At 57.8% G+C, this 23,013-nt stretch carries 21 protein-coding genes and 1 tRNA gene; 12 read left to right on the plus strand and 10 right to left on the minus strand.

Annotated elements, in window-relative coordinates; all coding sequences use genetic code 11:
- The first annotated feature begins 87 nt into the window (after positions 1–87).
- Positions 88–1,086: a glycosyltransferase family 2 protein gene (locus MUY35_RS12500; RefSeq protein WP_248368969.1), complete on the plus strand. Its 999-nt coding sequence runs from the start codon at positions 88–90 to the stop codon at positions 1,084–1,086.
- Positions 1,087–1,230: 144 nt separating this feature from the next.
- Positions 1,231–3,069 (plus strand): GtrA family protein, encoded by a 1,839-nt coding sequence (locus tag MUY35_RS12505; RefSeq protein ID WP_248368972.1) that lies wholly within the window; start codon positions 1,231–1,233, stop codon positions 3,067–3,069.
- Positions 3,070–3,092: 23 nt separating this feature from the next.
- Here the strand turns inward: MUY35_RS12505 and MUY35_RS12510 are convergent, their stop codons facing one another.
- From MUY35_RS12510 to leuC, 9 genes are all read right to left on the minus strand, one after another.
- Positions 3,093–4,568, minus strand: coding sequence for a hypothetical protein (locus MUY35_RS12510; protein WP_248368974.1), 1,476 nt, complete (start codon positions 4,566–4,568; stop codon positions 3,093–3,095).
- A 281-nt stretch (positions 4,569–4,849) separates the two neighbouring features.
- Positions 4,850–4,926 (minus strand) — tRNA-Pro (locus tag MUY35_RS12515).
- Between the two features lie 58 nt (positions 4,927–4,984).
- Entirely contained in the window at positions 4,985–5,560 is a 576-nt protein-coding gene (locus MUY35_RS12520; RefSeq protein WP_248368977.1) for a GNAT family N-acetyltransferase, read from the minus strand.
- 91 nt (positions 5,561–5,651) lie between these two features.
- On the minus strand, positions 5,652–6,755 hold the full coding sequence (gene leuB / locus MUY35_RS12525; protein ID WP_248368980.1) for a 3-isopropylmalate dehydrogenase: 1,104 nt from the start codon (positions 6,753–6,755) through the stop codon (positions 5,652–5,654).
- Positions 6,756–6,829: 74 nt separating this feature from the next.
- Positions 6,830–7,930, minus strand: a complete 1,101-nt coding sequence (locus MUY35_RS12530; RefSeq protein ID WP_248369048.1) for an endonuclease/exonuclease/phosphatase family protein — start codon at positions 7,928–7,930, stop codon at positions 6,830–6,832.
- Between the two features lie 17 nt (positions 7,931–7,947).
- Entirely contained in the window at positions 7,948–8,778 is an 831-nt protein-coding gene (locus MUY35_RS12535; protein ID WP_282569287.1) for a hypothetical protein, read from the minus strand.
- 268 nt (positions 8,779–9,046) lie between these two features.
- Positions 9,047–9,652: a 3-isopropylmalate dehydratase small subunit gene (gene leuD / locus MUY35_RS12540; RefSeq protein WP_248368984.1), complete on the minus strand. Its 606-nt coding sequence runs from the start codon at positions 9,650–9,652 to the stop codon at positions 9,047–9,049.
- Positions 9,653–9,812: 160 nt separating this feature from the next.
- On the minus strand, positions 9,813–10,511 hold the full coding sequence (locus tag MUY35_RS12545) for a VPLPA-CTERM sorting domain-containing protein (protein ID WP_248368986.1): 699 nt from the start codon (positions 10,509–10,511) through the stop codon (positions 9,813–9,815).
- A 244-nt stretch (positions 10,512–10,755) separates the two neighbouring features.
- Positions 10,756–12,162, minus strand: coding sequence for a 3-isopropylmalate dehydratase large subunit (leuC, locus tag MUY35_RS12550; protein ID WP_248368988.1), 1,407 nt, complete (start codon positions 12,160–12,162; stop codon positions 10,756–10,758).
- A 366-nt stretch (positions 12,163–12,528) separates the two neighbouring features.
- Here leuC and MUY35_RS12555 point away from each other — a divergent pair, with 366 nt between their 5' ends.
- The 10 genes from MUY35_RS12555 to MUY35_RS12600 all read left to right on the plus strand — a co-directional run bounded on the left by MUY35_RS12555 (position 12,529) and on the right by MUY35_RS12600 (position 21,834).
- Positions 12,529–13,827, plus strand: a complete 1,299-nt coding sequence (locus MUY35_RS12555) for a mechanosensitive ion channel domain-containing protein (protein WP_248369050.1) — start codon at positions 12,529–12,531, stop codon at positions 13,825–13,827.
- A gap of 176 nt (positions 13,828–14,003) precedes the next feature.
- Entirely contained in the window at positions 14,004–14,369 is a 366-nt protein-coding gene (gene rsfS / locus MUY35_RS12560; RefSeq protein ID WP_248368990.1) for a ribosome silencing factor, read from the plus strand.
- 19 nt (positions 14,370–14,388) lie between these two features.
- Positions 14,389–14,859 (plus strand): 23S rRNA (pseudouridine(1915)-N(3))-methyltransferase RlmH, encoded by a 471-nt coding sequence (gene rlmH / locus MUY35_RS12565; RefSeq protein ID WP_248368992.1) that lies wholly within the window; start codon positions 14,389–14,391, stop codon positions 14,857–14,859.
- A gap of 84 nt (positions 14,860–14,943) precedes the next feature.
- Positions 14,944–16,464 (plus strand): 2,3-bisphosphoglycerate-independent phosphoglycerate mutase, encoded by a 1,521-nt coding sequence (gpmI, locus tag MUY35_RS12570; RefSeq protein ID WP_248368994.1) that lies wholly within the window; start codon positions 14,944–14,946, stop codon positions 16,462–16,464.
- Between the two features lie 17 nt (positions 16,465–16,481).
- Positions 16,482–17,627, plus strand: coding sequence for a peptidase M23 (locus tag MUY35_RS12575; RefSeq protein WP_348984513.1), 1,146 nt, complete (start codon positions 16,482–16,484; stop codon positions 17,625–17,627).
- Positions 17,627–18,961, plus strand: coding sequence for a S41 family peptidase (locus MUY35_RS12580; protein WP_248368997.1), 1,335 nt, complete (start codon positions 17,627–17,629; stop codon positions 18,959–18,961). Before MUY35_RS12575 ends, MUY35_RS12580 begins: the two co-directional genes overlap by 1 nt.
- Positions 18,962–19,074: 113 nt before the next feature.
- Positions 19,075–19,569, plus strand: a complete 495-nt coding sequence (locus MUY35_RS12585; protein WP_248369000.1) for an RNA pyrophosphohydrolase — start codon at positions 19,075–19,077, stop codon at positions 19,567–19,569.
- Positions 19,569–20,057, plus strand: a complete 489-nt coding sequence (locus MUY35_RS12590; protein WP_248369003.1) for a hypothetical protein — start codon at positions 19,569–19,571, stop codon at positions 20,055–20,057. The genes MUY35_RS12585 and MUY35_RS12590 overlap by 1 nt, the downstream gene beginning before the upstream one ends.
- 76 nt (positions 20,058–20,133) lie before the next feature.
- The gene (rpe, locus tag MUY35_RS12595; RefSeq protein WP_248369006.1) at positions 20,134–20,823 is read left to right on the plus strand and encodes a ribulose-phosphate 3-epimerase; all 690 of its coding nucleotides are present in this window, start codon (positions 20,134–20,136) and stop codon (positions 20,821–20,823) included.
- Between the two features lie 63 nt (positions 20,824–20,886).
- Entirely contained in the window at positions 20,887–21,834 is a 948-nt protein-coding gene (locus MUY35_RS12600; protein WP_248369009.1) for an MBL fold metallo-hydrolase, read from the plus strand.
- A 9-nt stretch (positions 21,835–21,843) separates the two neighbouring features.
- Here MUY35_RS12600 and MUY35_RS12605 read toward each other — a convergent pair whose 3' ends face one another.
- Positions 21,844–22,962 carry a lytic murein transglycosylase gene (locus MUY35_RS12605; RefSeq protein WP_248369011.1) on the minus strand — a complete coding sequence of 373 codons (1,119 nt, stop codon included), beginning with the start codon at positions 22,960–22,962 and terminating at the stop codon, positions 21,844–21,846.
- Positions 22,963–23,013 lie beyond the last annotated feature (51 nt).

Consider the following 23,013-nt stretch of genomic DNA (forward strand, 5'->3'; position numbering starts at 1 on the left):
GCGCGCATTCGTCCCGGCATATTCTTCCCAAATTAACGAGCGTTTGCGACGTCAAAGCCGTGAATACCAAATGTGGGACGTGACAATATGGCAGGGTCAACCGGTAAGACAGTGCTGGACCATCAGGAACCTTTGACGGGCGTCAAGCAACTGGTTTCGTTGATTATCCCTGTTTTCAACGAAGAAGACAGCATCCGCCTTTTTCTTGAACAGACGTCCAATGCGTTGGCCCCGTTGCGCGATGATCTGGATGTGGAATATCTGTTCGTCAATGACGGCAGCCGCGATGCGACCGAACGCACAATTATGGCCTGTCGTGACGACTGGCCCGAGGTTTCACTGGTCAACCTGTCGCGCAATTTCGGGAAAGAGGCCGCGCTGTCCGCCGGACTGAACCACGCGCGTGGCGACGCCGCGATCCCAATTGACGTCGACTTACAAGACCCTCCCGATGTGATCGTGGATATGATCGCATGCTGGCGGGGTGGGGCGAAGGTGGTGAATGCACGACGCGCGCGGCGTGACACCGACACTTGGGCGAAACGCACCAGTGCTGGTCTGTTCTATCGCCTGTTCAACGCGTTGGCCGAATATCCCATCCCAAACGGCGTCGGCGATTTTCGCCTTCTGGATCGCGAGGTGGTCGACGCCATTTGCGCCTTGGGTGAGCGGTCGCGGTTCAACAAGGCCATTTTCAGCTGGGTTGGGTTCGAAACCGCCGAGGTCGAATATGACCGACCCTCCCGCGTGGCGGGCGAAACCCAGTGGTCATACTGGAAACTGTGGAAGCTGGCGCTGGACGGTATTTTTGCGGCGTCAACGACGCCCTTGCGGATCTGGACCTATGTTGGCCTAACCATGGCATTCGCGTCGCTGATGTATTCCTTGTTTCTGTTCACCCGCACCTTGTTTTTCGGCGTCGATACGCCCGGTTATGCCTCGACTGCAATACTGATCCTAACCTTTGGGGGCATGAACATGTTTGCGCTTGGGATCATCGGCGAATATGTCGGTCGCATCTATACCGAGGTGCGTCAGCGCCCGCTTTATATCGTGCGCTCGTTTGTCCAGGGGCAAGAAGGGTGAGGTCGTCGCAATAGATTGCGAACCCTCATACAAAGCGGACAAGAATTTGTTCTTTCCCTCACAAAATCTCCTTAATTTCATGATTTAGGTTTGCGCCGAAGGCACATCATTAACAACAAGTGACTTGGATAGGGGAACTGAAACGTGACTGCACAATTATTGCGCTTCATCGGTGTGGGTGGATTGGCGACGTTTACACATGTCGCTGTCGCCTCGATCGCATTCCAATTCCTTGCCACAGCCGAGATGCGGGCGAATTTCGTCGGATTCTGCGCGGCTGTTCTGGTATCATACATGGGCCATTCGCGGTTCACCTTCGCATCTGTCGACGCCCATAAGGGTCAATTCGGGCGATTTCTGTTCGTCGCACTGACCGGCCTTGGCGCAAGCAGCGCGATTGTTTGGCTTGTGAACTCCAGCGGTGGTGGGTTCTATCTGTCTATGGCGCTTGTCGCGGTTCTTGTCCCCATGACGACATTCCTTGCCATGAAGTTCTGGGTGTTTTCCAACCGGGACGCTCCGGCGCTGCCCTCCGCAACAATGGTATTTGTTGCACTTGCCGCGACCTCTGCGTTCTTAGTCATCTATTGGAATTGGCCGATAAATCACGATACCGCATGGTATCTCGTGGCCACGCGTAAATTTCTGGATGGTGCGAAGCTTTATGTCGACATCATCGAAGTAAACCCGCCGCTGAACTTCTATTATACAATCCCGTCACTACTCATTGCGGATTTTCTGGGTGTGAGCGACACCAACGGGCAATATCTCGCGGTCGCGATTCTTTACCTTGTCAGTCTGCTTTGGTCGGGTGCGATCCTTCGCAGAGTGTCGGGCCTGTCCGCCATGCGGCTGAACCTGTTTTTTGCCTTCATGGCTCTGGTCTATATTCTGGGTGCTGCAAGCGAAATCGCGCAGCGTGACCACCTTGTGGTCCTTTTCCTGTCGCCGTGGGTGGTCAGCTATCTTTCAACACAGAACAAGCCACCGTCGCTGGCCAGCAGTGCCTTTGCGGCGGCGGGCATTTGCCTTAAACCCTTCTTTCTCGTTTTCCCACTTGCGCTGTTTTTGCGAGATGTCTGGCGCACGCGATCCGCGCGACCGCTTTTGTATCCGCATTATCTGCTGATGCTCGCAATCGGGGTCGGGTATGTGGTTTTTGTCAAAACGGTTCACCCAGAATACCTCGATGAAATTGCACCCACAGCGGTTCATGTCTACGGCGCGTTCAAAAAGTCCACTATTGGCGTTCTTTCCAGTCAGTTCGTGCCGCTTTCCTTGGGGCTGGTCGCGTTAACATCGATGATCGCCATCCGAAACGCACAGGCCAACATCTTTGCCATCTTCGCGATTGCGGGTTTTGTCGGTTACCTGGTTCAAAGCACCGGGTTTCACTATCATCTGATACCGTTCTTTTGCTTTGTATTGCTTGGGTGCGCATGGCTTTTGCTAACTGCGGAAGAAACGTCACTGCGTCTGCTTCCCGCGCTGATGGCTTGTGGTTTACTAGTGCTGGGGTTGTCGCAGACGGGCAAATACCAAAGCGATTATACCGATGAAGTTGTTCATCAACTTAAAGCGCTTGGTCCCATTGACAGCCTTATGGCTGCTTCCACTTTGCTGGACCCTGGTGCTCCGGTTGCCTTGAGGTTGGGAATTGATTGGGTCAGCAGATATCCACACAACTGGCTGTATCCGGGTGCCGTAAACACATTGGAAGAAACCAATTGTGCCGCCGAACCTGACCTTTGCGCTTTACTTCAAAGTTTCGCGGACAAAAATCGCAAAGATAACTTGGAAGACATCGTGCTGCACAAGCCTGATGTGATTGTCACAGATCGTATCGTTGAGCGTCTTGTGCATGAACCATTCACTTGGACGACCTTCATGCAGGCCGACCCACGATTTGCCGAGGTGATGAAAGATTACGAGTTGGTCCATTCAACCCGAGAGATTGACTATTACCAGCGGACAGCCGACTAAGCGCGGCTGGGGCATCAGTCCTATTAATCCAGCACGATGACCTGACCCGTTGTCAGACCTTTTTCCGAGCCCCCATCGCGAAACCAGATTTTATCTCCCCGGATGCGCGCGACCTTAATGCCACCAAGCGTGGTGCCTTTGGTGGCCTTGATGATGCGCCCGTCGCTGAACTCCAGCAAGGCCCAGGCGGCCGCATCGGTCTGAAATATCCCGACCACTGATAGCCGTTCGCGCCCATCGGCGGGCAGGACCGGGGCAACGGCTGGTTCGGACGCTGGCATCACTTCGGCGACCTTGGCCTCAACCAGAGGCGGGTGCGGCTCGACGGTCCTTTGGTCGGCGCGCGGCGGTGTCTTCGGCGCGGTTTGCACCCGTCGTAAAGGACGAGGCGAGGCTTCGGGCGCGACAAGCGAGGCGACAGCATCCTGTTCGGTCTGCGCACCGGGCAAAGGGATCGGGATTGCCGCCAACACTTTCGCAATGTCACGGGCAAGGTCTTCATCTTGAAGCGATGCGACCTGCGGCGGCAACGACTGCAGATCGCCCGTCACTGCAGCCAGCTGCAAATCGGGCGCGGCAATTGCGGTTGGGGCTTTGCGCAGATCAGGGGGGGCAATCGTCGCGTTGATCGTCGGCGCATCACCAGTGTCGGGGGCGTCCAGCAAACGCGACACCGCAAGGACGGCATCGTGGTCGACACGCTGCGGCCAGATTGACACAGCAGGACCCGTCGCGGCCAAGGCAAATACGGTTTCGGGCAATGGTTTGGGCGCATCACTGGCAAGAACGAAGAACTCGGCAGGGGTCGGGGCAGGGGTCGGCGTTGGCCCGTTGATGGGTTGGGCCAGGGCAGCAACCCGCATATCAAGCTCATAATCCGCATCGCGGTCATCATCTACTGCCCGCGATGGCGGTTTTGTAGCCAGTCCCAAGTCAAATATGACCGGCGGGGCGGGGGACGGGTCGTTTTCGGCAGTCCCCAATGGAAAGGCCGAGAAGATCTGACTGCCATCGGTCGTGGCCGCAAAGACAGGTGTGGCGACCTCGGCAACAGGTCGAGGCATCAGATCGGCGATGTCATTGCCACGCCGCAAAGAACGGCCAAGCGTGCCGGTCTGCAGACGTGCGACGGTTTGCTGGATTGGTTTGTCCGAAACGCGGGACAAGCTGACCATACGATCCGCAGTCTTGGTGTCCGGCATTTCCGGTTGGTTGACGGTTGCGACCACGTCTGGCGCAACCGCGTTCGATGGCTCTGCGTCAATGGTCGGCGTGGCATCAGGCACGTCGCCCGTCAGCGGTTGATCTATTACCCCCATTTCGGCGGTTTCGGCGGGTGGTTCAGGCAAGTCGCTGTTGGAATACTCCGCCATGATATCAGCCGGGTCCGGCCAGATAAGGTTAGAGGCATATATCGACAATGATATGAAAAGTCCGGCTGCGACCAACAGGACCGAAATGATGGATAAAGCCAGTCGATGTGACCGTGTACCTTTCATAAATTCAACCTATACAGTGGTAAAATGGCTTCATTAAGATCAAGCGCCTTGCTACACAGCTTGTCAATGAAAGCCGGCTAGTCACTGGGATCAATGGGTGTCGTCGCGCCGGACTGTTGCGACAAAGCAAACATCTTTTATCAGAGGTCGGCGGCGACATGCAAATGGAGTATCAACAATCCAACGTTGCGACGTCCGTGGACCAAATGCGTTTCGTGCGATTTGGCGCACGCTTGTTGCACGACAGGCGACCCTTAGGGCGACCAAAAATAATTGGAAACTGGTCGGGCTGAGAGGATTCGAACCTCCGACCCCCTGCTCCCGAAGCAGGTGCGCTACCAGGCTGCGCTACAGCCCGACCGTGACGCGCGGGATAGCGGCAAGCGGGGCAAGAGGCAAGACCCTAAATGCCTTTCCTAAAGGGTCAGAACCATTTTGGTGGCGCTGTCAAAACCCAAAAGCGGGCGCAGTGGTCCGGTCGTCTCGACCCCCGTCGCGACGAAGCCCAATCGTTCATACAGGGCGCGGGCACGTGGGTTGGTGTCGATCACGTCAAGCGTCACTTTGGTCAGACCCTTGTCGCGGGCGTGGGTGAAAAGCGCATCGAACAGCGCACTGCCAACGCCCATCCCGCGCGCCGATTTTGCAACGCAGATGCCATCCATCTGAAGGGTATCTTTCGGGGCGCTTCGTTCCAGCATCGCAAGCGGCAGTAGCCGCCAGATTGCACCCAGGCCGTAATGCCTGAACAACGCCGAAACACCTGCATCGCAGAACCCTTTACCAGATGCTTGATGGGCTGCGATGCCCAGCAGTTGCCCGTCCGGCCCTGTGGCGGCGATCACGGCCTTTGGATTGACCGTTGCGGCGAAAAACCGTTGCCCCCGGTCATCTGGGCCAAGCAGTTTTCCCAGCTTGCCACGGAAAGCTTCCCAATAAAGCGCGGCGGCTTGGTCTTCCAAGCCCGCGGGCAATTCGGAATGAAGGGTCAAATCTCGCATCGTCATTAAATAGGAACGATTGGCGCAAAAGAAAACCGGCCGACGCAGGTGCATCAGCCGGCTTCGCCAATTTGGAGGTAAATCAGAGGCTCGCGTTCAGGGCCGCGATCACCGCGTCACCCATCTGCGACGTCGTCACCGGCGTCACACCTGCGTCATTCAGCAAATCGCCGGTGCGCACGCCATCGGCCAGCACCTTTTCCACCGCCGCTTCCACGCGGTCGGCTTCTGCGCCCATGTCAAAGCTATAGCGCAGTGCCATGGCGAAGCTGAGGATACAGGCACAGGGGTTGGCCTTGCCTTCGCCCGCAATATCCGGGGCCGATCCGTGCACCGGTTCGTACATGGCTTTCGGGCGGCCGTTGGCCATCGGTGCGCCCAGCGACGCGGACGGCAACATGCCCAGAGATCCGGTCAGCATTGCTGCACAATCCGACAGGATGTCGCCAAACAGGTTGTCGGTATAGATCACATCGAATTGCTTGGGCGCACGCACCAGCTGCATTGCGCCATTGTCGGCATACATGTGCGACAGTTCGACCTCGGGATATTCTTTGCCCACACGGGTCACGACTTCACGCCACAGAATGCCCGATTCCATTACGTTGGCTTTTTCCATCGAACACAGCCGTTTGTTGCGCTTCATCGCCAGTTCAAAGGCTGAGCGCGCGCCGCGTTCGATCTCGGTTTCTGTGTAACGCTGGGTGTTGATGCCAACCCGCTCGCCACCTTCTTCGAAAATGCCGCGCGGCTCGCCGAAATAGACGCCGGAGGTCAGCTCGCGCACGATCATGATATCAAGACCCGCCACGATGTCTTTTTTCAGCGACGAGAAATCGGCCAGCGCGTCAAAGCACTGCGCGGGGCGCAAGTTTGAATACAGGTCCATCTCCTTGCGCAGACGCAGCAAGCCGCGTTCAGGCTTTACCGAGAAATCCAGATCGTCATATTGCGGACCGCCGACCGCGCCCAGAAGGACCGCGTCGACCTCTTGTGCTTTCGCCATGGTCGCATCCGCCAACGGCACACCGTGCTTGTCATAAGCTGCCCCGCCCACAAGATCCTCGCTTACGTCAAAGCTCACGCCACGTTTGTCGCCAATCCAGTCGATGATCTTGCGCACCTCGGCCATCACTTCGGGGCCAATGCCGTCACCGGGCAGGATAAGGAGGGAGGGGTTGGTCATGGGTCTGTCCTTGCTCTGGAATGCGTCGCGGATCGGCCTAGCCTGTCAGGGGCGTAGCGTCAAGAAACGAGGGCCTAGAAGCGCAGGTCGACCCAGACGAGACGATGAGGCGACGCGGTCGTGATCGCCCCGTGGAGCGGGTCGCCTGCGTCGGGCCAGAACACGCCCGCGTCGGCCAAGTCAAGCGTGCTGGCGGGCAAGACATAGCTGACACGCAGATTGCCCGGCACCGGGTCCGGCCAGTCGACCGTGTCCAAGGCGGGGTCGCCAGATTGCCTCGCGTTACCATCTGACACAGCGCCCGATCGTCTTGGCATCGGATCTTGCAGTCTAGGGTCGCGCAGCAATCGGCGTATCGCCTGTTGGCGACCGTCGCCATCCTCCGGGTCCAGATTGGCGTCCCCGGCAATAACAACTGGGCCATCGGGGGCGGTGACGGGCAGGGCGTTGTCCAGATATCGCTGCCAAAAGGCAATCTCATCGTGGTTGCGCCGCCCATTGCGATCTTCATCCCCGTCGAAAACGGGGGTGGTGGCATGGAAGGTTAGAAGGTGCAGCACAGTTCCATCTGGCAGGTGCACAGGCACATCCCAATGCGCCACACTGCTTAGCCGTTGTGCGGCAAAGGCTTCGGGCGATGGGAAAGGAAGGCTGTCCTGCGTGGGTGGAATGGCGTCGGGTAGATCCTGCCAAAGGAAAGCAGTGAAATCACGCACCTCGCCCAGTGGATAGCGGGACAGGACGGCCATGCCACCTTGCCCGGTGAAGCGGCCATAACCTTGGGCGTCGCGCGCTTCGCCAGTGCGTCCGTTGCCGTCCATGTCCATCCCGGTGATCAGACCGGCATTTGGCGCAGCCGCGAAAGCATGAGGCATCGGATGACCCGTCGCAGCCAGCGCATCCTGAAACGCGCGCAACGCATGGTTTTCCAGATCGTGGTCAAAGTCTTGAAGTGCCAGAATGTCGGGCTTTGCCGCGGCGATCACAGTCAGCACCGCGGCGATCTGTTCATCTTTGTTGGCCAGAATATCGCGCAGTAACAGGCCCGGGCCCTTACGGCTTAAATCGGCGTTATAGGTTGCGATCCGAAGGTCCAGCGCATCGGCGGCGAGGGGTGCGAATATGGCAGCAAGTGCCAGTGCGATCGTTGCAATCCAGTTGGTGGATAATGTGATGTAAAAGGTTGCGGAGCTTACGCGTGCGCCAGTCCACCGGCAGACGCGCGGCGTTTGTTGCGTTTGCGCTCGCTGCTGATCATCAGGGCGACGCGCAGCATAGCGATGCCACGCATGAAAAGGCTTGCAGGAAGAAAGGCCCATGCGGCGACAGTCCAGATCATAGTTTGATGATTTTCAACCGATACCGATCCAAAAAGCGAAACGGCGGCGACGATGATAAGTGGCGTGGCGAAGGGCAACAGGAACCCAAGTGCGATGTTAAAGCGTGCATCGCGCACTAGCCGGCGGACGACATCGCCCCCGGTGGTGGGATCAAACGTCGGCAGGTTGACCCACACGTTGAACGCGCCTGTAGACTTGGACGGCCATTCGGTGAAGCGCAGTGCCATCAGGAACACGGCCATCGACAGAAGCGAAATCAGATAACTCATCCCGGCTGCAGCGCGCAGAAGCGCCATGTCGTTGAAGGTCGCTGTATCTGGCAACATCGAGACCACAAAACGCACAGGGCTATAGGGGAAGTCGATGGCTTGACCGATCAGCATTCCGACCGAGGTCATGAACTGGGTCGCAGTCGAGTGATCGGTCTGGCCGCGAACAATTACGGACAGGCAGAACACAGACGCGAAAAGGGCTGCGAAACGGATGCGGTTGAAAGGGGGAGCGTCGCGAAATTCGACCAATCCGGGATAGGTCGACGCATATTCGAAGATGGTCAAGGCTGCCGCAAACAGGGCAACAATCGTTACAATTTGACCGGATTCCTGACTGACACCCGGCACCAGAATGGATGGGGTTGCAATCAAGATCACCATCAGGAACGCTCGCGCTATCGCGCCAATCATTCGACTCACCACTACCTTTTCCTTCCACCAGGATGGGTGCAATTACCTGCCGCACCCTTGATCCTTGTCAGCGTTTCCTCGTTTCGCGGGTCACTGCTTCTTTTGCGACATACTGCGACGCATAATAGTCCCACTTCAAGTTGTGCCTAAAATGCGTCTGCAAATGTGGTCGATTTAAGGGGAAACTGGTGCGACTTTGCACCGAATTGAGGTGAAAATGGGGCCAGCCTTGCGGAGGACCCCATCAAAAACATTGGTTTTCAGGTGTTTATACCCAAGGGCGCTGGGTGGCGGCGTTGGCCTCAAAGGACTCAATTGAACCTTTTTTTTCCATTGTCAGCCCGATATCGTCCAGCCCATTCAGCAGACAGTGCTTCTTGAACGGGTCAACTTCAAAGGGAATCACCTCTCCGTCCGATGTCGTGATCTCTTGCGATTCGAGGTCGACGGTCATTCGAGCGTTCGCACCTTTCTCGGAATCGGCCATCAACATGTCGACCTGATCGCGCGGCAAAACGATGGGAAGAATTCCGTTTTTGAAGCAGTTGCTGAAAAAGATATCCGCGAAGCTGGTTGAGATCACACATCTGATACCAAAGTCAGCAATGGCCCAAGGCGCATGTTCGCGTGACGAGCCACAGCCGAAATTGTCGCCGGCGACCAGAATTTCGGCATCGCGATATTGTGGCTTGTTCAGAACGAAATCGGAGATCTCGTTGCCCTTGCGGTCATAGCGCATTTCGTCAAACAGGTTTACCCCAAGGCCCGAGCGTTTGATGGTTTTCAGAAAAACCTTCGGGATGATCATGTCGGTGTCGATGTTCACCAGCGGCATCGGCGCCGCGATCCCATGAAGTTTTTGGAACTTATCCATAACACGCACCTTTCTGCATCTGCCGCGCGGTCAAACCGACGTGGCTGCGTCTTTCATTCCCCTGCTTTATGCAGGTTTCACGGGGGAATCCAAGCGGTCGCGCATGAAAAAACCCGGCTCTTATTGCAAGAGCCGGGTTCTGGTGGTGCATATGGCTTGCTTATGCTTTGCGACGGCGGCGCGTGATGGCACCCATGCCGAACAGACCAGTCACCAGCAACAGGCCAGCGGCGGGAATTGGAACCGGTGAAACGGTCACAAGGTTTTGGCCGGTATAGCGACCGCGATCTGCGTCGCCGTCAACCTGAAGAAACGCCAGGTTCCACTGGTCGCCACCCGAATAGTTGGATGCGGCAAGCAGGAAACCGTTCGCCAGCGCTGTGCTGCCAGCGCTGCTGGCTTGGAACAGGCCGGATGACATGCTGAGCGCGGAATTGTCGTCTTCATAAGCGGCTTCCCACAGCGCCATCTGAAACGCAGCCGCCTGATCGCCGTTTGAGGCGTCCAGCGACGCATAGTTGGCATCGAAAACCGATTGCACGCGCCCACGGGCAATTGTCGACAAGCTGTAGCTGTTTGCATACGGATCATTGGTCGGCGTGTAGTTCTGGCTTGCCCCTTTGTTCATAAGGTAGTGCGCAATATCAAGGCACCAACCAACAAAGCTGCCCATGCCACCAGTGGTGTCGGTCAGATTAAAGCCCGTGGCTCCGACCCGACCCGGTGTGTTAGCGACTGGCGATGCGTTCACCGAAACGGACTGGACTGATGATGTGTATCCGTCCAACCTCAGAACGGCGGCATCGGATGTGGTTGCGAAACCCGCTGCGACGACCGCAGCTGCGATTAACTTTTTCATAATTTCCCCTTCAAACCCCTAACCAAATAAAAATAAACCGCGCTTTTTGCACAGCGATTGAATACCCACGAATCTAGCAAGACCGTCGGGCTGGCTCAAAGAAATTCGTCAAAAATGCGGCATTATCCATTCAAAGTAGTGGCGGGAGACAGGTTGCTGACGCAAAAAGTGCGCAACTGTTTCCCAGTTGCGCACAATCACTTGGCACGTCGTTAATTCTGTCCAGCCTACCGAGGCGCGCGAATCAAATCAGGTCGCGCACATCCGTCAGCCGCCCGGTCAAAGCAGCCGCCGCAGCCATGGCCGGGCTGACCAGGTGGGTGCGGCCCTTATAGCCCTGACGCCCCTCAAAATTCCGATTCGAGGTGGACGCGCAGCGCTCTTCCTCGGCCAGTTGGTCGGGGTTCATGGCAAGGCACATCGAGCAGCCCGCCAGACGCCAATCGAAACCTGCATCCTTGAAGATGTCGGCCAGACCTTCCTCTTCGGCTTGCGCCCTCACCAGTCCCGATCCCGGTACGATCATCGCGCGAAGACCTTCCTTGATCTTCTTGCCTTTCACGATATCCGCGACGGCGCGCAAATCTTCGATACGCCCGTTGGTGCAGGAGCCGATAAAGACCGTGTCGATCTCGATATCGGTCAGTTTCTGGCCGGGGGTCAGCCCCATATATTCTATGGCCCGCTTTGCCGCTTCGACTTTGCCGCCGGTGAAATCGTCGGGGCTGGGTACGGTTGCGGAAATCGGCAGAACATCCTCGGGCGAAGTGCCCCAGGTCACGACCGGCTCAATCTCTTCGCCCTTCAGGGTGATAACCTTGTCGAAATGTGCGCCTTCGTCGGTGTAGAGCGTCTTCCAGTATTCCAGCGCCTGTTCCCACTGCCCGGCCTTGGGCGCGTGGGGACGACCTTTGACGTATTCATAAGTTGTTTCATCCGGTGCAATCAGGCCAGCGCGGGCGCCGCCTTCAATGGCCATATTGCAGACCGTCATGCGGCCTTCCATCGACAGATCGCGGATCGCTTCGCCGCAATATTCGATGACATAGCCGGTGCCGCCAGCAGTGCCGGTTTTACCGATCACGGCCAGCGTAATGTCCTTGGCGGTCACACCGGGCTTCAGCTTGCCGGTGATTTCGACTTTCATGTTTTTCGATTTCTTCTGGATCAGCGTTTGCGTGGCCAGAACATGCTCGACCTCTGACGTGCCAATACCATGCGCCAGGGCGCCAAATGCACCGTGGGTCGCGGTGTGGCTGTCGCCGCAGACAACCGTCATGCCGGGCAGGGTCCAGCCTTGCTCGGGCCCGACGATATGCACGATGCCTTGGCGCACATCATCTACAGGGTAATAGTGGATGCCGAAATCCTTGGCGTTCTTGTCGAGCGCCTCGACCTGAATGCGGCTTTCTTCGTTTTCGATGCCTTTGGCGCGGTCCAATGTGGTGGGCACGTTGTGGTCCGGCACCGCGATGGTTTTGTCAGGTGCGTGAACTTGACGGCCCGCCATGCGCAGCCCCTCAAAGGCTTGCGGGCTGGTCACTTCGTGCACCAGATGGCGGTCGATATACAGAAGGCAGGTGCCGTCATCGGCTTCGTGGGCCACATGGGCGTCCCAGATTTTATCATAGAGTGTCTTCGGGGCGGTCATTTCGCTCTCCGTGGATGGGCGTGGATGGGTGTCAGGTTACGATAGGTAAGGGGCCCCACCTTATAGGTGGGCCAGCACAGCCTGCGTCGCACCGAAAAACCGCCAGGGCAGGCGCGCGCGATCATCCATATCGAAAACCCGAGTCATGTAGCTGGGATACCCCTTTGGCGCGCACGGGGCAAGGGCGCACAGGCACGGCCTTAGGTTCGACCTCTGGACCTGCCGCAGCCTGCATGCAAAAGTCGGTGGATGGAGTCCACAAACCCACCACATCCCGGCGCGTCCACCCCGACCGACACCAGTTCTGGCGCGGAGAAATTGCCGGACCTCGCCAGCGAGACGATCGTGTCGTTGCGTGATCAATTGATGCCTTTGTGGCAAGACGGATCGAATTTCATACTAAGCCTTGGGCAGACATGGCGGTTGTATCAGGTGGCGATCATTGTCGCGGTCGCTGTTGTGTGTTGGGCTATCGGCAGGATTCTGACCCCGAAGATCGACCATTGGTTGCGGACACGCGAAGGCTGGTCAAAACGCAGGTTGCGGCTCGCCATCCATACGCGCCGACGAATCCCTATGATCCTGTTTGTGCTGGCAACATGGCTGATCGTGGCTTTCATGCGCGAGGTCACATGGCCGTCTCGGTCTTATCTGATCGCAGCGATCAGCACGTTGGCGTTGGCTTGGGTGCTGGTTGGCTTTGCGTCGGTGGTGGTGGAAAACCGAGTGTTGCGCCGGACGACAAAGTGGGGATTGTGGATATATGTCACGATCTACTATCTGGGCGTGACTGACGAGATTGCCGAGGTTTTGAACAACATTGCCATTTCGGCAGGAAATTTCCGCATCTCGCTTCTGGATGTGATCAGCGCTGTGGTGGTGACAGCCGCCTTGTTCGCACTGGCGCGGATGTTCAGCCGCGCGTCGTCTGACAGGGTGCGAAACAACGACGATATTTCGCCGTCGATGCAGGTGCTGACGGTCAAGTTTATTCAACTGCTGGCCTATGGCGCTGCGTTTTTCCTTGGCCTGAAAGTGATCGGGGTCGATCTGACGGGCCTTGCTTTTCTGTCCGGCGCAATCGGTCTTGGTCTCGGTTTCGGTCTGCAGAAGGTTGTGTCGAACCTCGTGTCCGGCATCATCATTCTGTTGGATAAATCGATTAAGCCCGGCGACGTCATCAGCTTGGGTGAAACCTTCGGCTGGATCCAACAACTGGGCGCGCGCTATGTCTCGGTGGTAACACGGGACGGGCGGGAATACCTGATCCCGAACGAGGATCTGATCACCGGGCAGGTGGTGAACTGGTCGCATACCAACGCATTCGTGCGGCTCGATATTTATTTCGGTGTGGCGTATGGCGATGACCCGCATAAGGTTCGCAAAGTCGCGATTGACGCGGCCAGCAGCGTCTCGCGAGTGCTGAGCTTCCGGCCCCCGGTCTGCCACATCGTGGGCTTTGGCGACAGCTCGGTCGACTATATCCTGCGGTTCTGGATTGATGACCCGACTGGCGGGCTGACCAATATTCGTGGCAATGTCTATCTGGCGCTCTGGGATGCGTTCGAAGAAAACAACATCTCGTTCCCGTTCCCACAGCGCGAAGTTCGCATGCTTGAAGGTGCGCAAGACGCCTTTGAAATTGGCGAAAAACCGCAAACGTGACCGTTTTGCATCCCTGATCCGCATCAGTTGCTTGACGAACATTGAGATCGCGCCCATGTGATGCTACGATTCACATGTGCCCAGCGCCGGGGCGGATTGGCGCGCTTTGATAGGAGGACAATGTCCTGTCTCCGCAAACAGAGGTCGCAGAAAATGCGGCCGCAGGGAAACCCGCAATGACGGCGGCCCCTCAAACAAGCGTTAGCGACGATATTCTGTCGCGCGTTGTTAACTCACTTAATGACGACAAAGCTGAAGATGTGGTGATCATTGATTTGCGTGGCAAATCAGAGATGGCCGATCATATGGTGGTTTGTTCAGGTCGCTCGACCCGTCAGGTCGCGGCGATCTCGGAAAAGCTGGTCGAGAAGCTCAAGCAAGAAATGGGTGTCTTCTGCAAGATTGAAGGCAAGGATCAGGGCGATTGGGTTCTGATCGACGCGGGCGATGTGATCATCCACGTGTTCCGCCCGGAAGTGCGCGAGTTCTATCAGCTTGAAAAGATGTGGCTGGAGCCCGGCACCTCGGGCGCGGCGGGCTGATCGTCAGGGTAACCCTGACATGAGGGTGCATATTTGCGCTGTGGGCCGCCTGCGCGGTGGTCCCGAACGCACGCTGATAGACGACTACGTCACCCGGTTTGATCGCACAGGTCGCGCCCTGGGGCTGGGTCCTGTCGAAATTCACGAAGTTGAAGACAAGAAGGGCGGCGGCATGGGGGCCGAAGCCGCGTTGCTGGAACGTTCTTTGCCCAAAGGCGCGCTGATCTGCACGTTGGACGAACGCGGCAAGGTCATGACCTCGCCCGATTTTGCAAACCTGATTGGACGTTGGCGCGACGATGGGCGCGGCGACGTTGCGTTTGTGATTGGTGGGGCTGACGGGATCGACCCCGGCTTGCGCGCCAAAGCCGATGCAAGCCTGTCCTTCGGCAAGATGGTCTGGCCACATATGCTGGTGCGCGTGATGCTAACTGAACAGCTTTATCGCGCGGCCTCGATCCTTGCGGGAAGTCCTTATCACCGGGCTTAGGTGGACGGTGCAAGGTTGCCTCTACCTTGCGTCTGACCCTGCGGCGCAATAGATAGAACCAGAGCAGCCAGAGGATCCCTGAAAATGACCACGCCCAAGCCTGTCGTTCTATGTATTCTAGATGGCTGGGGTCTGCGAGAGGGGCGCGAAAACAACGCGCCAGCGCTGGCAAATACCCCAAATTTCGACCGGCTCATGGCCACTTGCCCAAACAACACTCTGATCACCCACGGCCCGGACGTTGGCCTGCCAACCGGACAGATGGGCAATTCGGAAGTAGGGCACACCAACATTGGTGCGGGTCGCGTGGTGGCGATGGATCTGGGCCAGATTGATCTGGCGATTGAGGATGGCTCGTTTTTTACGAATGAGGCTCTGTGCGATTTTGCGGCCAAGGTCAAAGCCGCAGGCGGTACAGCCCATATTGCAGGTCTGGTCAGCCCTGGCGGGGTGCACAGCCACCAATATCATCTGGTCGCGGCTGCAAAAGCGCTGACCGATGCGGGCCTACAGGTTATCGTTCACGCGATCACCGATGGGCGCGACGTCCCACCACAATCCGCGCGCGAACAAGTCGCGGCTTTTGAGGCCGCACTGCCGGACGGCGCGCGCGTTGTTACCGTTGTGGGCCGCTATTTCGCAATGGATCGCGATAACCGTTGGGACCGGGTGAGTCGCGCTTATCACGCAATGGTCAAAGGGCTGGGGGATGCGTTCGTGAGTGCAGATGCAGCTATCGGTGCGGCCTATGACAAGGGCGAGACCGACGAGTTTATCCAACCTGCCGTGGTTGGAGGCTACGAAGGGATGACGGATGGCGACGGGCTGTTTTTCATAAACTTCCGCGCCGACCGCGCCCGCGAAATTTTGCACGCCATCGGCGACGCGAGCTTTACTGAATTCGACACAGGTCCGCGCCCGAAACTGTCGGCGCTGCTGGGCATGGTCGAATACTCCGACGCCCATAACGCTTATATGACCACTTGTTTTCCAAAGCGGAACATCGTGAACACTCTGGCGGAATGGTTGGCCCAACATGGCAAAACCCAATTCCACACAGCCGAGACCGAGAAATACCCCCATGTCACGTTCTTTCTGAACGGTGGTAAGGAAGCCCCGGTCGACGGAGAGGTCCGCTTTATGGCCGCCAGCCCGAAGGTTGCGACCTATGACATGCAGCCCGAAATGTCGGCACCCGAAGTGACCGAACATTTCGTCGGCGCAATCCGGGATGGGTTTGACTTTATCGTCACAAATTATGCGAACCCGGACATGGTTGGGCATACCGGCGATCTGCAAGCCGCGATGGCGGCCTGTGAAGCGGTCGACGCGGGATTGGGCCAAGTGATGGCGGCGTTGACCGATGTAGGTGGCGCGATGATCGTCACCGCTGATCACGGCAATTGCGAAACAATGTGGGATGAGACAACCAACGGTCCCCATACAGCACACACAACCAACCCAGTGCCTGTGATCCTGTTTGGCGGGCCCGCGGGTGCAGCGCTTGCACATGGTCGACTGGCTGATCTGGCTCCGACGGTGTTGGAGTTGATGGGGATCGAAAAGCCTTCTGAAATGACTGGCGAAAGCCTGATCCGCCGGTGAAGCGGGCAGGGCGCCTTTTGCCGCTGCTTGCAGGGGCCGTTTTGTCGGTGCTTACATCGACCGCTCCCGCTGGGGCGCAGACTGATCCAACCGATGCGGCGCGGGCTGCGATGTTGGCGCTTGATAAGGCTACGCTCGCGCTGGCAGAAGCGCAGAAATCGAACGACCGCATCGCGGCACTGACCCAAGCTGTCCAAGCCTATGAGGAAGGCCTGTCCGCCCTGCGCGATGGGTTGCGACGCGCCAGCCTTCGCGAAGCCACGATCCAAGGCGCGCTGACGGCGGAAAGCGGACGGGTGTCCAAGCTGCTGGGCGTGCTTCAGATCATTGAACGCGCGCCTGAACCTGCGTTGTTGATCCATCCCTCTGGCCCGCTCGGCACCGCGCGGTCCGGTATGATATTGTCTGACGTCGCCCCTGCGCTTCAAGCTCAGGCCGAAACCTTACGCAGTGAGTTGGAAGAGCTTCAAACCCTGCGCGCCTTGCAGGAAAATGCGGTTGATACGTTGAAAAACGGTCTGGAGGGCGCCCAGGACGCCCGGTTTGAGTTGAGCCTTGCAATAGCGCGGCGCACCGAACTGCCGCGCCGTTTCGTGGCCGACGACGGGCGCATGCAGGCGCTGGTCGAAAGCGCGGATACGTTGGCAAGTTTCGCCGATGGACTGATGTCCGAACCTGTGCCTTCTGGTGGTGCGGCGGCTCCGCAACGATTTGCTAGTGTTCAGGGGCGTTTGGCGATGCCCGTCCTTGGCCAGATCATCCGCCGTTATGACGAGGTTGATGCCGCCGGCGTGCGTCGCCCTGGTTATGTGGTCGCCACCCGGCCAATGGCCATTGTCACAACCCCGTGGCCTGCCACAATCCGCTATCTTGGACCATTGCTTGATTATGGTATCGTCGCCATTATTGAGCCCGACGATGGGTATCTGTTGGTGCTTGCCGGGCTGGGCCAGCTTTATGGCGAAGTTGGCGAAGTGTTGCCGAAAGGGGCGCCAATTGGCCTGATGGGCGGGGCTAACTCAAGCGATGATCAAGCGTTTTTGATCGCTGCGGAGGAAGGAACTGGCGCAGAATGGTCACAAACGCTCTATATAGAGCTTAGAAAGAATGGAACGCCCGTGGACCCCAGTGATTGGTTCGCGGCAGGCAAGGATAGAGATTGATGAAGAAATTCGTGATGGCTGCCTTAGGGGGCACTTTGGCAGGCGCAGTAATGACCACGCAGGTGGCAGGGCCGCTTCTTGCACAAGACGCCGCCCATAATACCAGTGTTTACGAGCAGTTGGACCTTTTTGGCGACATCTTCGAACGTATCCGCGCCCAATATGTAGAAGAGGTGGAAGCCGAGGATCTGATCGAAGCCGCGATTGACGGTATGCTGACCTCGCTTGATCCACATTCCAGCTATCTGTCACCCAAGGATGCCGCCGATATGCGTGTGCAGACACGCGGCTCTTTCGGTGGGTTGGGCATTGAGGTGACGCAGGAAGAGGGCTTCGTGCGCGTTGTGTCGCCGATGGATGGGACGCCGGCAGATGATGCCGGGATGGAATCGGGCGACTACATCACTCATGTGGACGGCGAAGCCTTGATGGGTCTGACGCTGGATGACGCCGTGGGCATGTTGCGCGGCCCTGTCGGGTCCGAGATCATTATCACCGTTGTGCGCGAGGGTGTGACGGAGCCGTTCGACGTCTCGATCATCCGCGACACGATTAAGCTGACCGCCGCCACGGCGCGCACTGTTGGCGATACGATCGTGCTGCGCGTGACCACGTTCAACGACCAGACTTTTGCAAATATGTCCGAAGGTTTGGCGCGCGAAGTAGAGGCGCTGGGCGGCATGGCGAATGTCGAAGGCATTGTGCTGGATCTGCGCAACAATCCCGGCGGCCTTCTGAATCAGGCTATCGAAGTGTCCGACGCCTTTCTTGAAACCGGAGAGATCGTGTCGACACGGGGTCGCAACCCCGGCGAAAGCGAACGCGTGAACGCAGAAGCGGGCGACCTGGCTGAAGGCAAGCCGATGGTCGTGCTGATCAACGGCGGTTCGGCCTCGGCGTCCGAAATTGTTGCCGGTGCGTTGCAGGACCATCACCGCGCCATTGTTGTGGGCACCAAAAGCTTCGGTAAGGGATCGGTGCAAACGGTCATGCCGCTGGCCTCTGAGGGCGCGATGCGCCTGACGACCGCGCGGTATTACACGCCGTCCGGCCGCTCGATTCAGGCGCTGGGCGTGTCGCCGGACATTGTGGTTGAACAGCCCCCCCGCGTTCCCGTCGCCGAGAACGAGGAAGAGGACGCGCGTCCCCAGCGGACAGAAGCTGACCTGCGCGGCAGCCTGAACAATGACAGCCTGAGCGAAGACGAACAGCGTCAGATCGAGGAAGAGCGCGAGGCCGCAGAAGAAGCCGCCCAACTGCGCGATGATGACTTCCAACTGTCGTATGCCGTTGACCTGATCAAGGGCTTGTCGAAAATTGCGCTGGTAGAGTAATCGCGTGTGAAATTGTTTAAGGGCCGCTCAAACGGGTGGCCCTTTTGCGTTTTTGCCTGTTAGGTCCCGGTGTAACTGCCCGTCAGGCGCGCATTGTTAGGAAAGAGGTGACCATGACACCCGAAGACATCGTGAAACTGCCCTATCGCCCCTGTGTTGGCATTATGCTGGCAAACCGCGACGGTAAGCTGTTTGTCGGCCAGCGTTTGGATGCGGCGAAATTGGGCACCAAAAACGCGTGGCAGATGCCGCAAGGCGGGGTCGATGACGGCGAAGACCCACGCGATGCGGCCTTGCGCGAGCTTTGGGAAGAAACCGGCGTGACGCGCGATTTGGTGCAGGTTGAGGCCGAATTGCCCGACTGGCTGCCCTATGACCTGCCGCACGAGATTGTCCCGCGCATCTGGAAAGGGCGGTTTCGCGGGCAGAAGCAACGCTGGTTCCTGCTGCGGTTTCTTGGCGACGACAGTGCCGTGAACATCGAAACCGAACACCCTGAATTCAGTCAATGGGCGTGGATGGACCCGGACGATGTGGTGGCCAACATTGTGCCCTTCAAGCGCGATATTTATGCAGTGGTTCTTGCTGGATTTCGGGGGCAGCTGTGATGCGTTGGGTTGCATTGCTTCTTGCCGTTGCCGTGCCGCTGCCCGCCATGGCCTTGTCCTGCATGCCCTATAACGCGATCTCGGCCTATCGCGACGCGGCAAAGTCGTCAGATGACTATGTGGTTGTCTTGGGCGATCTAAGGTTCGACACGCGCAAACTACCAAAAGTGGATTGGAACAACCAAGAAGACACCAAGCCCGACAATCACCTGACAGGCCGCATCACCGGAAAAAGCCTGACACGCAAAGGATTTACCAACGCGTTTGAGCGCCAGATCGACATCAACGTGCAGTGTCTGGGGCCTTGGTGTGCCGGGTTGGCGCAAGGCACGCATCTTGTGTTCCTGAAGCGTGAAAACGGGGCCTATTTGTTAGAAACCAATCCGTGCGGCGGTTTTGCCCATGGCGACCCGACGCCTGCAGTCTTGAAGAAGATCGAAGGGTGTATGCGCGGTGAACGGTGTGATCCGATGATCAGCGATCGTTGAGGTCCACGCTTTCGCCCTTCGCAAATTCGATTTTCCAGCTATAAGGGCGGCAACTCAACGCTGCCGGAGACCCCCGATGTCCTTTGACCGCTCAATCAAAATCGCCCCTTCGATCCTTTCTGCCGATTTCGCTAATTTCGGGCAGGAAATTCAGGCGATTGAGGCGCAGGGCGCTGACTGGGTTCATGTGGATGTGATGGATGGTCATTTCGTGCCCAACCTGACCTTCGGCCCCCCCGCCGTGAAAGCCTTTCGTCCGCATGTGAAAACCTTCATGGACGTGCACCTGATGATCGCGCCTGTCGATCCCTATATCGAAGCTTACGCCGAAGCCGGTGCCGACATGATCACCGCCCATGTTGAGGCTGGCCCCCATATTCATCGCACGTTGCAGGCCATCAAGGCGCAAGGCGTGAAAGCAGGTGTCAGCCTGAATCCCGGCACGCCGCTGGAAAGCATTGAGCATGTGATGGACCTTATTGATATGGTCCTGATCATGACGGTGAACCCCGGCTTTGGCGGGCAGAAATTCATCCACTCCGGCGTTGATAAAACCCGGCGAGTGCGCCAGATGATCGGCGACCGTCCGATCCACATCCAGATTGATGGCGGCGTTACAACAGAAACTGCCCCGCTGGTGGCTGCTGCCGGGGCAGACGTGTTGGTCGCAGGGTCGGCTGTTTTCAAAGGTGGATCGGTGAACAAGCCGGAAGTCTACGGGGAAAATATTCGCGCAATCCGGGCGGCGGGCGACGCCGGGCGTTAATCGCTGGCGTTACACATGCGAATGAGTCTATGTTTTCTGAACCATAGACAGGAAGGCACTCGCATGATCCGTTTTACCGCCGCACTTCTGGCCATCCTTGCAAGCCCTGCTCTTGCCGACGAAGACATCCCCGACCAGTATCCGGGGTCAGTGTTGTATGAAAAACCTGTCGAAGTGATCCCTGACATTTGGACGGCCATCGGGGCCACGGCGCCTCCGGGTTATGAAAATGCGGGCCACAACAACAACCTCAGCTTCATCGTCACGGGGGACGGTGTCGTCGTTGTCAACGCGGGCGCCAACTACAAGCTTGCTGAAGCGCTGCATACTGAAATCAAGGCCATCACAGATCAGCCCGTCAAGCTTGTGATCAACGAAAACGGCCAAGGCCACGCCATGCTGGGCAATAATTACTGGATTGCACAGGGGGTCGATGTTTTGGCCCATGTCGATGCGGCCCACGAGTTTGAGGAATATGCCGGGCAGATTTACGAAGGCATGAAGCGCTATGCGCTGGAGAACGCAGAGGGCACCGAACCGATGGGGCCGACCCAGACCTTTGAAGACAAACACATCATCGACATGGGATCAAAGCACATCGAGGTTCTGTATTCCGGCCCTGCCCACAGCGCCGGTGACATTCAGGTTTGGTTGCCCGAAGACGGCCTGATGATCGCGGGCGATATGGCATTTCACAACCGTATTCCCCCGATTTTCGAAGATACCTGCACAAGCTGCTGGATCGAAACGTGGGAAACCGTGTTCGCCCCCCTCGGCGCGACCTATGTGATCCCCGGCCACGGCTACCCGACCAACATGGCGCAGGTGGAAAAGCACACCATCGGGTATCTGAAGCACCTGCGGGGCGAAATCGGCACGTTGCTGGAAAACGGCGGCACCTTGGAAGATGCCTATTACGTGGACCAATCCCCCTACGCCCACCACGATACGTTCGAGGAACTGGCGACCAAGAACGCCGGTCAGGTCTTTACCGAGATGGAGTTCGAATGAGCCGCGCGCCTAGCCTGTCTTGGCGCGCAGATGGTCCAGCATCGCGCCCGATCCAAATCCGTCCGCCACCAGCCCGTGATCCTTTTGATACGACCGCAGGGCTTTGGCCGTGTTGGGGCCGAAAAACCCATCTGCGCCCAGCGTGTCGTAACCCGCGTTGATCAGCCGCTCCTGCAACTCGCGCATCTCGTCCCGTTTCAAAATGACCAGATCATCAGGGCACTGTTTTACAATCGGCTTGCCCCCTTGCAAACGGTCCGCCAGACAACCGACCGCAATGACATAGGCATCCGCCCGGTTATAGGTGCGAAGCACATCGAAATTGGTGAAGGTCAGGAAAGCCGGACCGCGCGCGCCCGACGGCAGCAAGACAGAGCTTTCGCCATAATCCGGCACCGGGGCACCATCCGCCGCGACAACACCCAACGCGGACCAATCGGGAACGGGTCGTTTGGTTTGCAGGCCAGCACGTTCGAAATCGAAGCCCTTGGGCAGTTGGACTTCAACCCGGCACGGGCGGCTCATCTGCCAGCCGTGCTGCGCCAGATAGTTGGCGATGGACGCTAGCCCGTCTTCCGGGTCATCGCCCCAGATATCGCGCCGCCCGTCGCCATCATTATCGACTGCAAATTGTTGAAAGCTGGTGGGAATGAATTGTCCATGCCCCATCGCCCCGGCCCACGACCCCAGCATAGCAGCTGGGGCAATGTCGCCCGCCTCAATGATTTCCAGCGCGGCGATAAGCTGTTCCTCGAAGAAGCTGGCGCGATGCCCGGCATGGGCAAGTGTTGCAAGCGCGCTGAGAACCGACCAATCCCCACGGGTCGCACCATAATTGGTTTCGATCCCCCAGATTGCCAGTATGACCTGCGCATCCACGCTGTATTTCGCCGAGATGCGGTTCAGCAGATCGCGGTTGGCGCGATACTGCGCGCGCCCTTTGCGGATGCGGCTTTCAGGCACCGCGCGGTTCACATACTGCGAAATAGTAAGTGTGAATTCGGCCTGGTTGGACTGTTTTTCGTGAATTCGCGGCTCCAGCCGCAGATAACTTGCACAAAGTTCCAGCGTTTGGGCCGATAGCCCCGCTTGCCGCGCGCGGCCGTGAAAGCCCTGACGCCAATCCATGAATTCTTCTTCTAACATTGTACTATTCAACACCAGCTCACACCCTGCGTC

The organism is Aliiroseovarius sp. S1339 (genome assembly GCF_023195695.1).
GTDB lineage: Bacteria > Pseudomonadota > Alphaproteobacteria > Rhodobacterales > Rhodobacteraceae > Aliiroseovarius.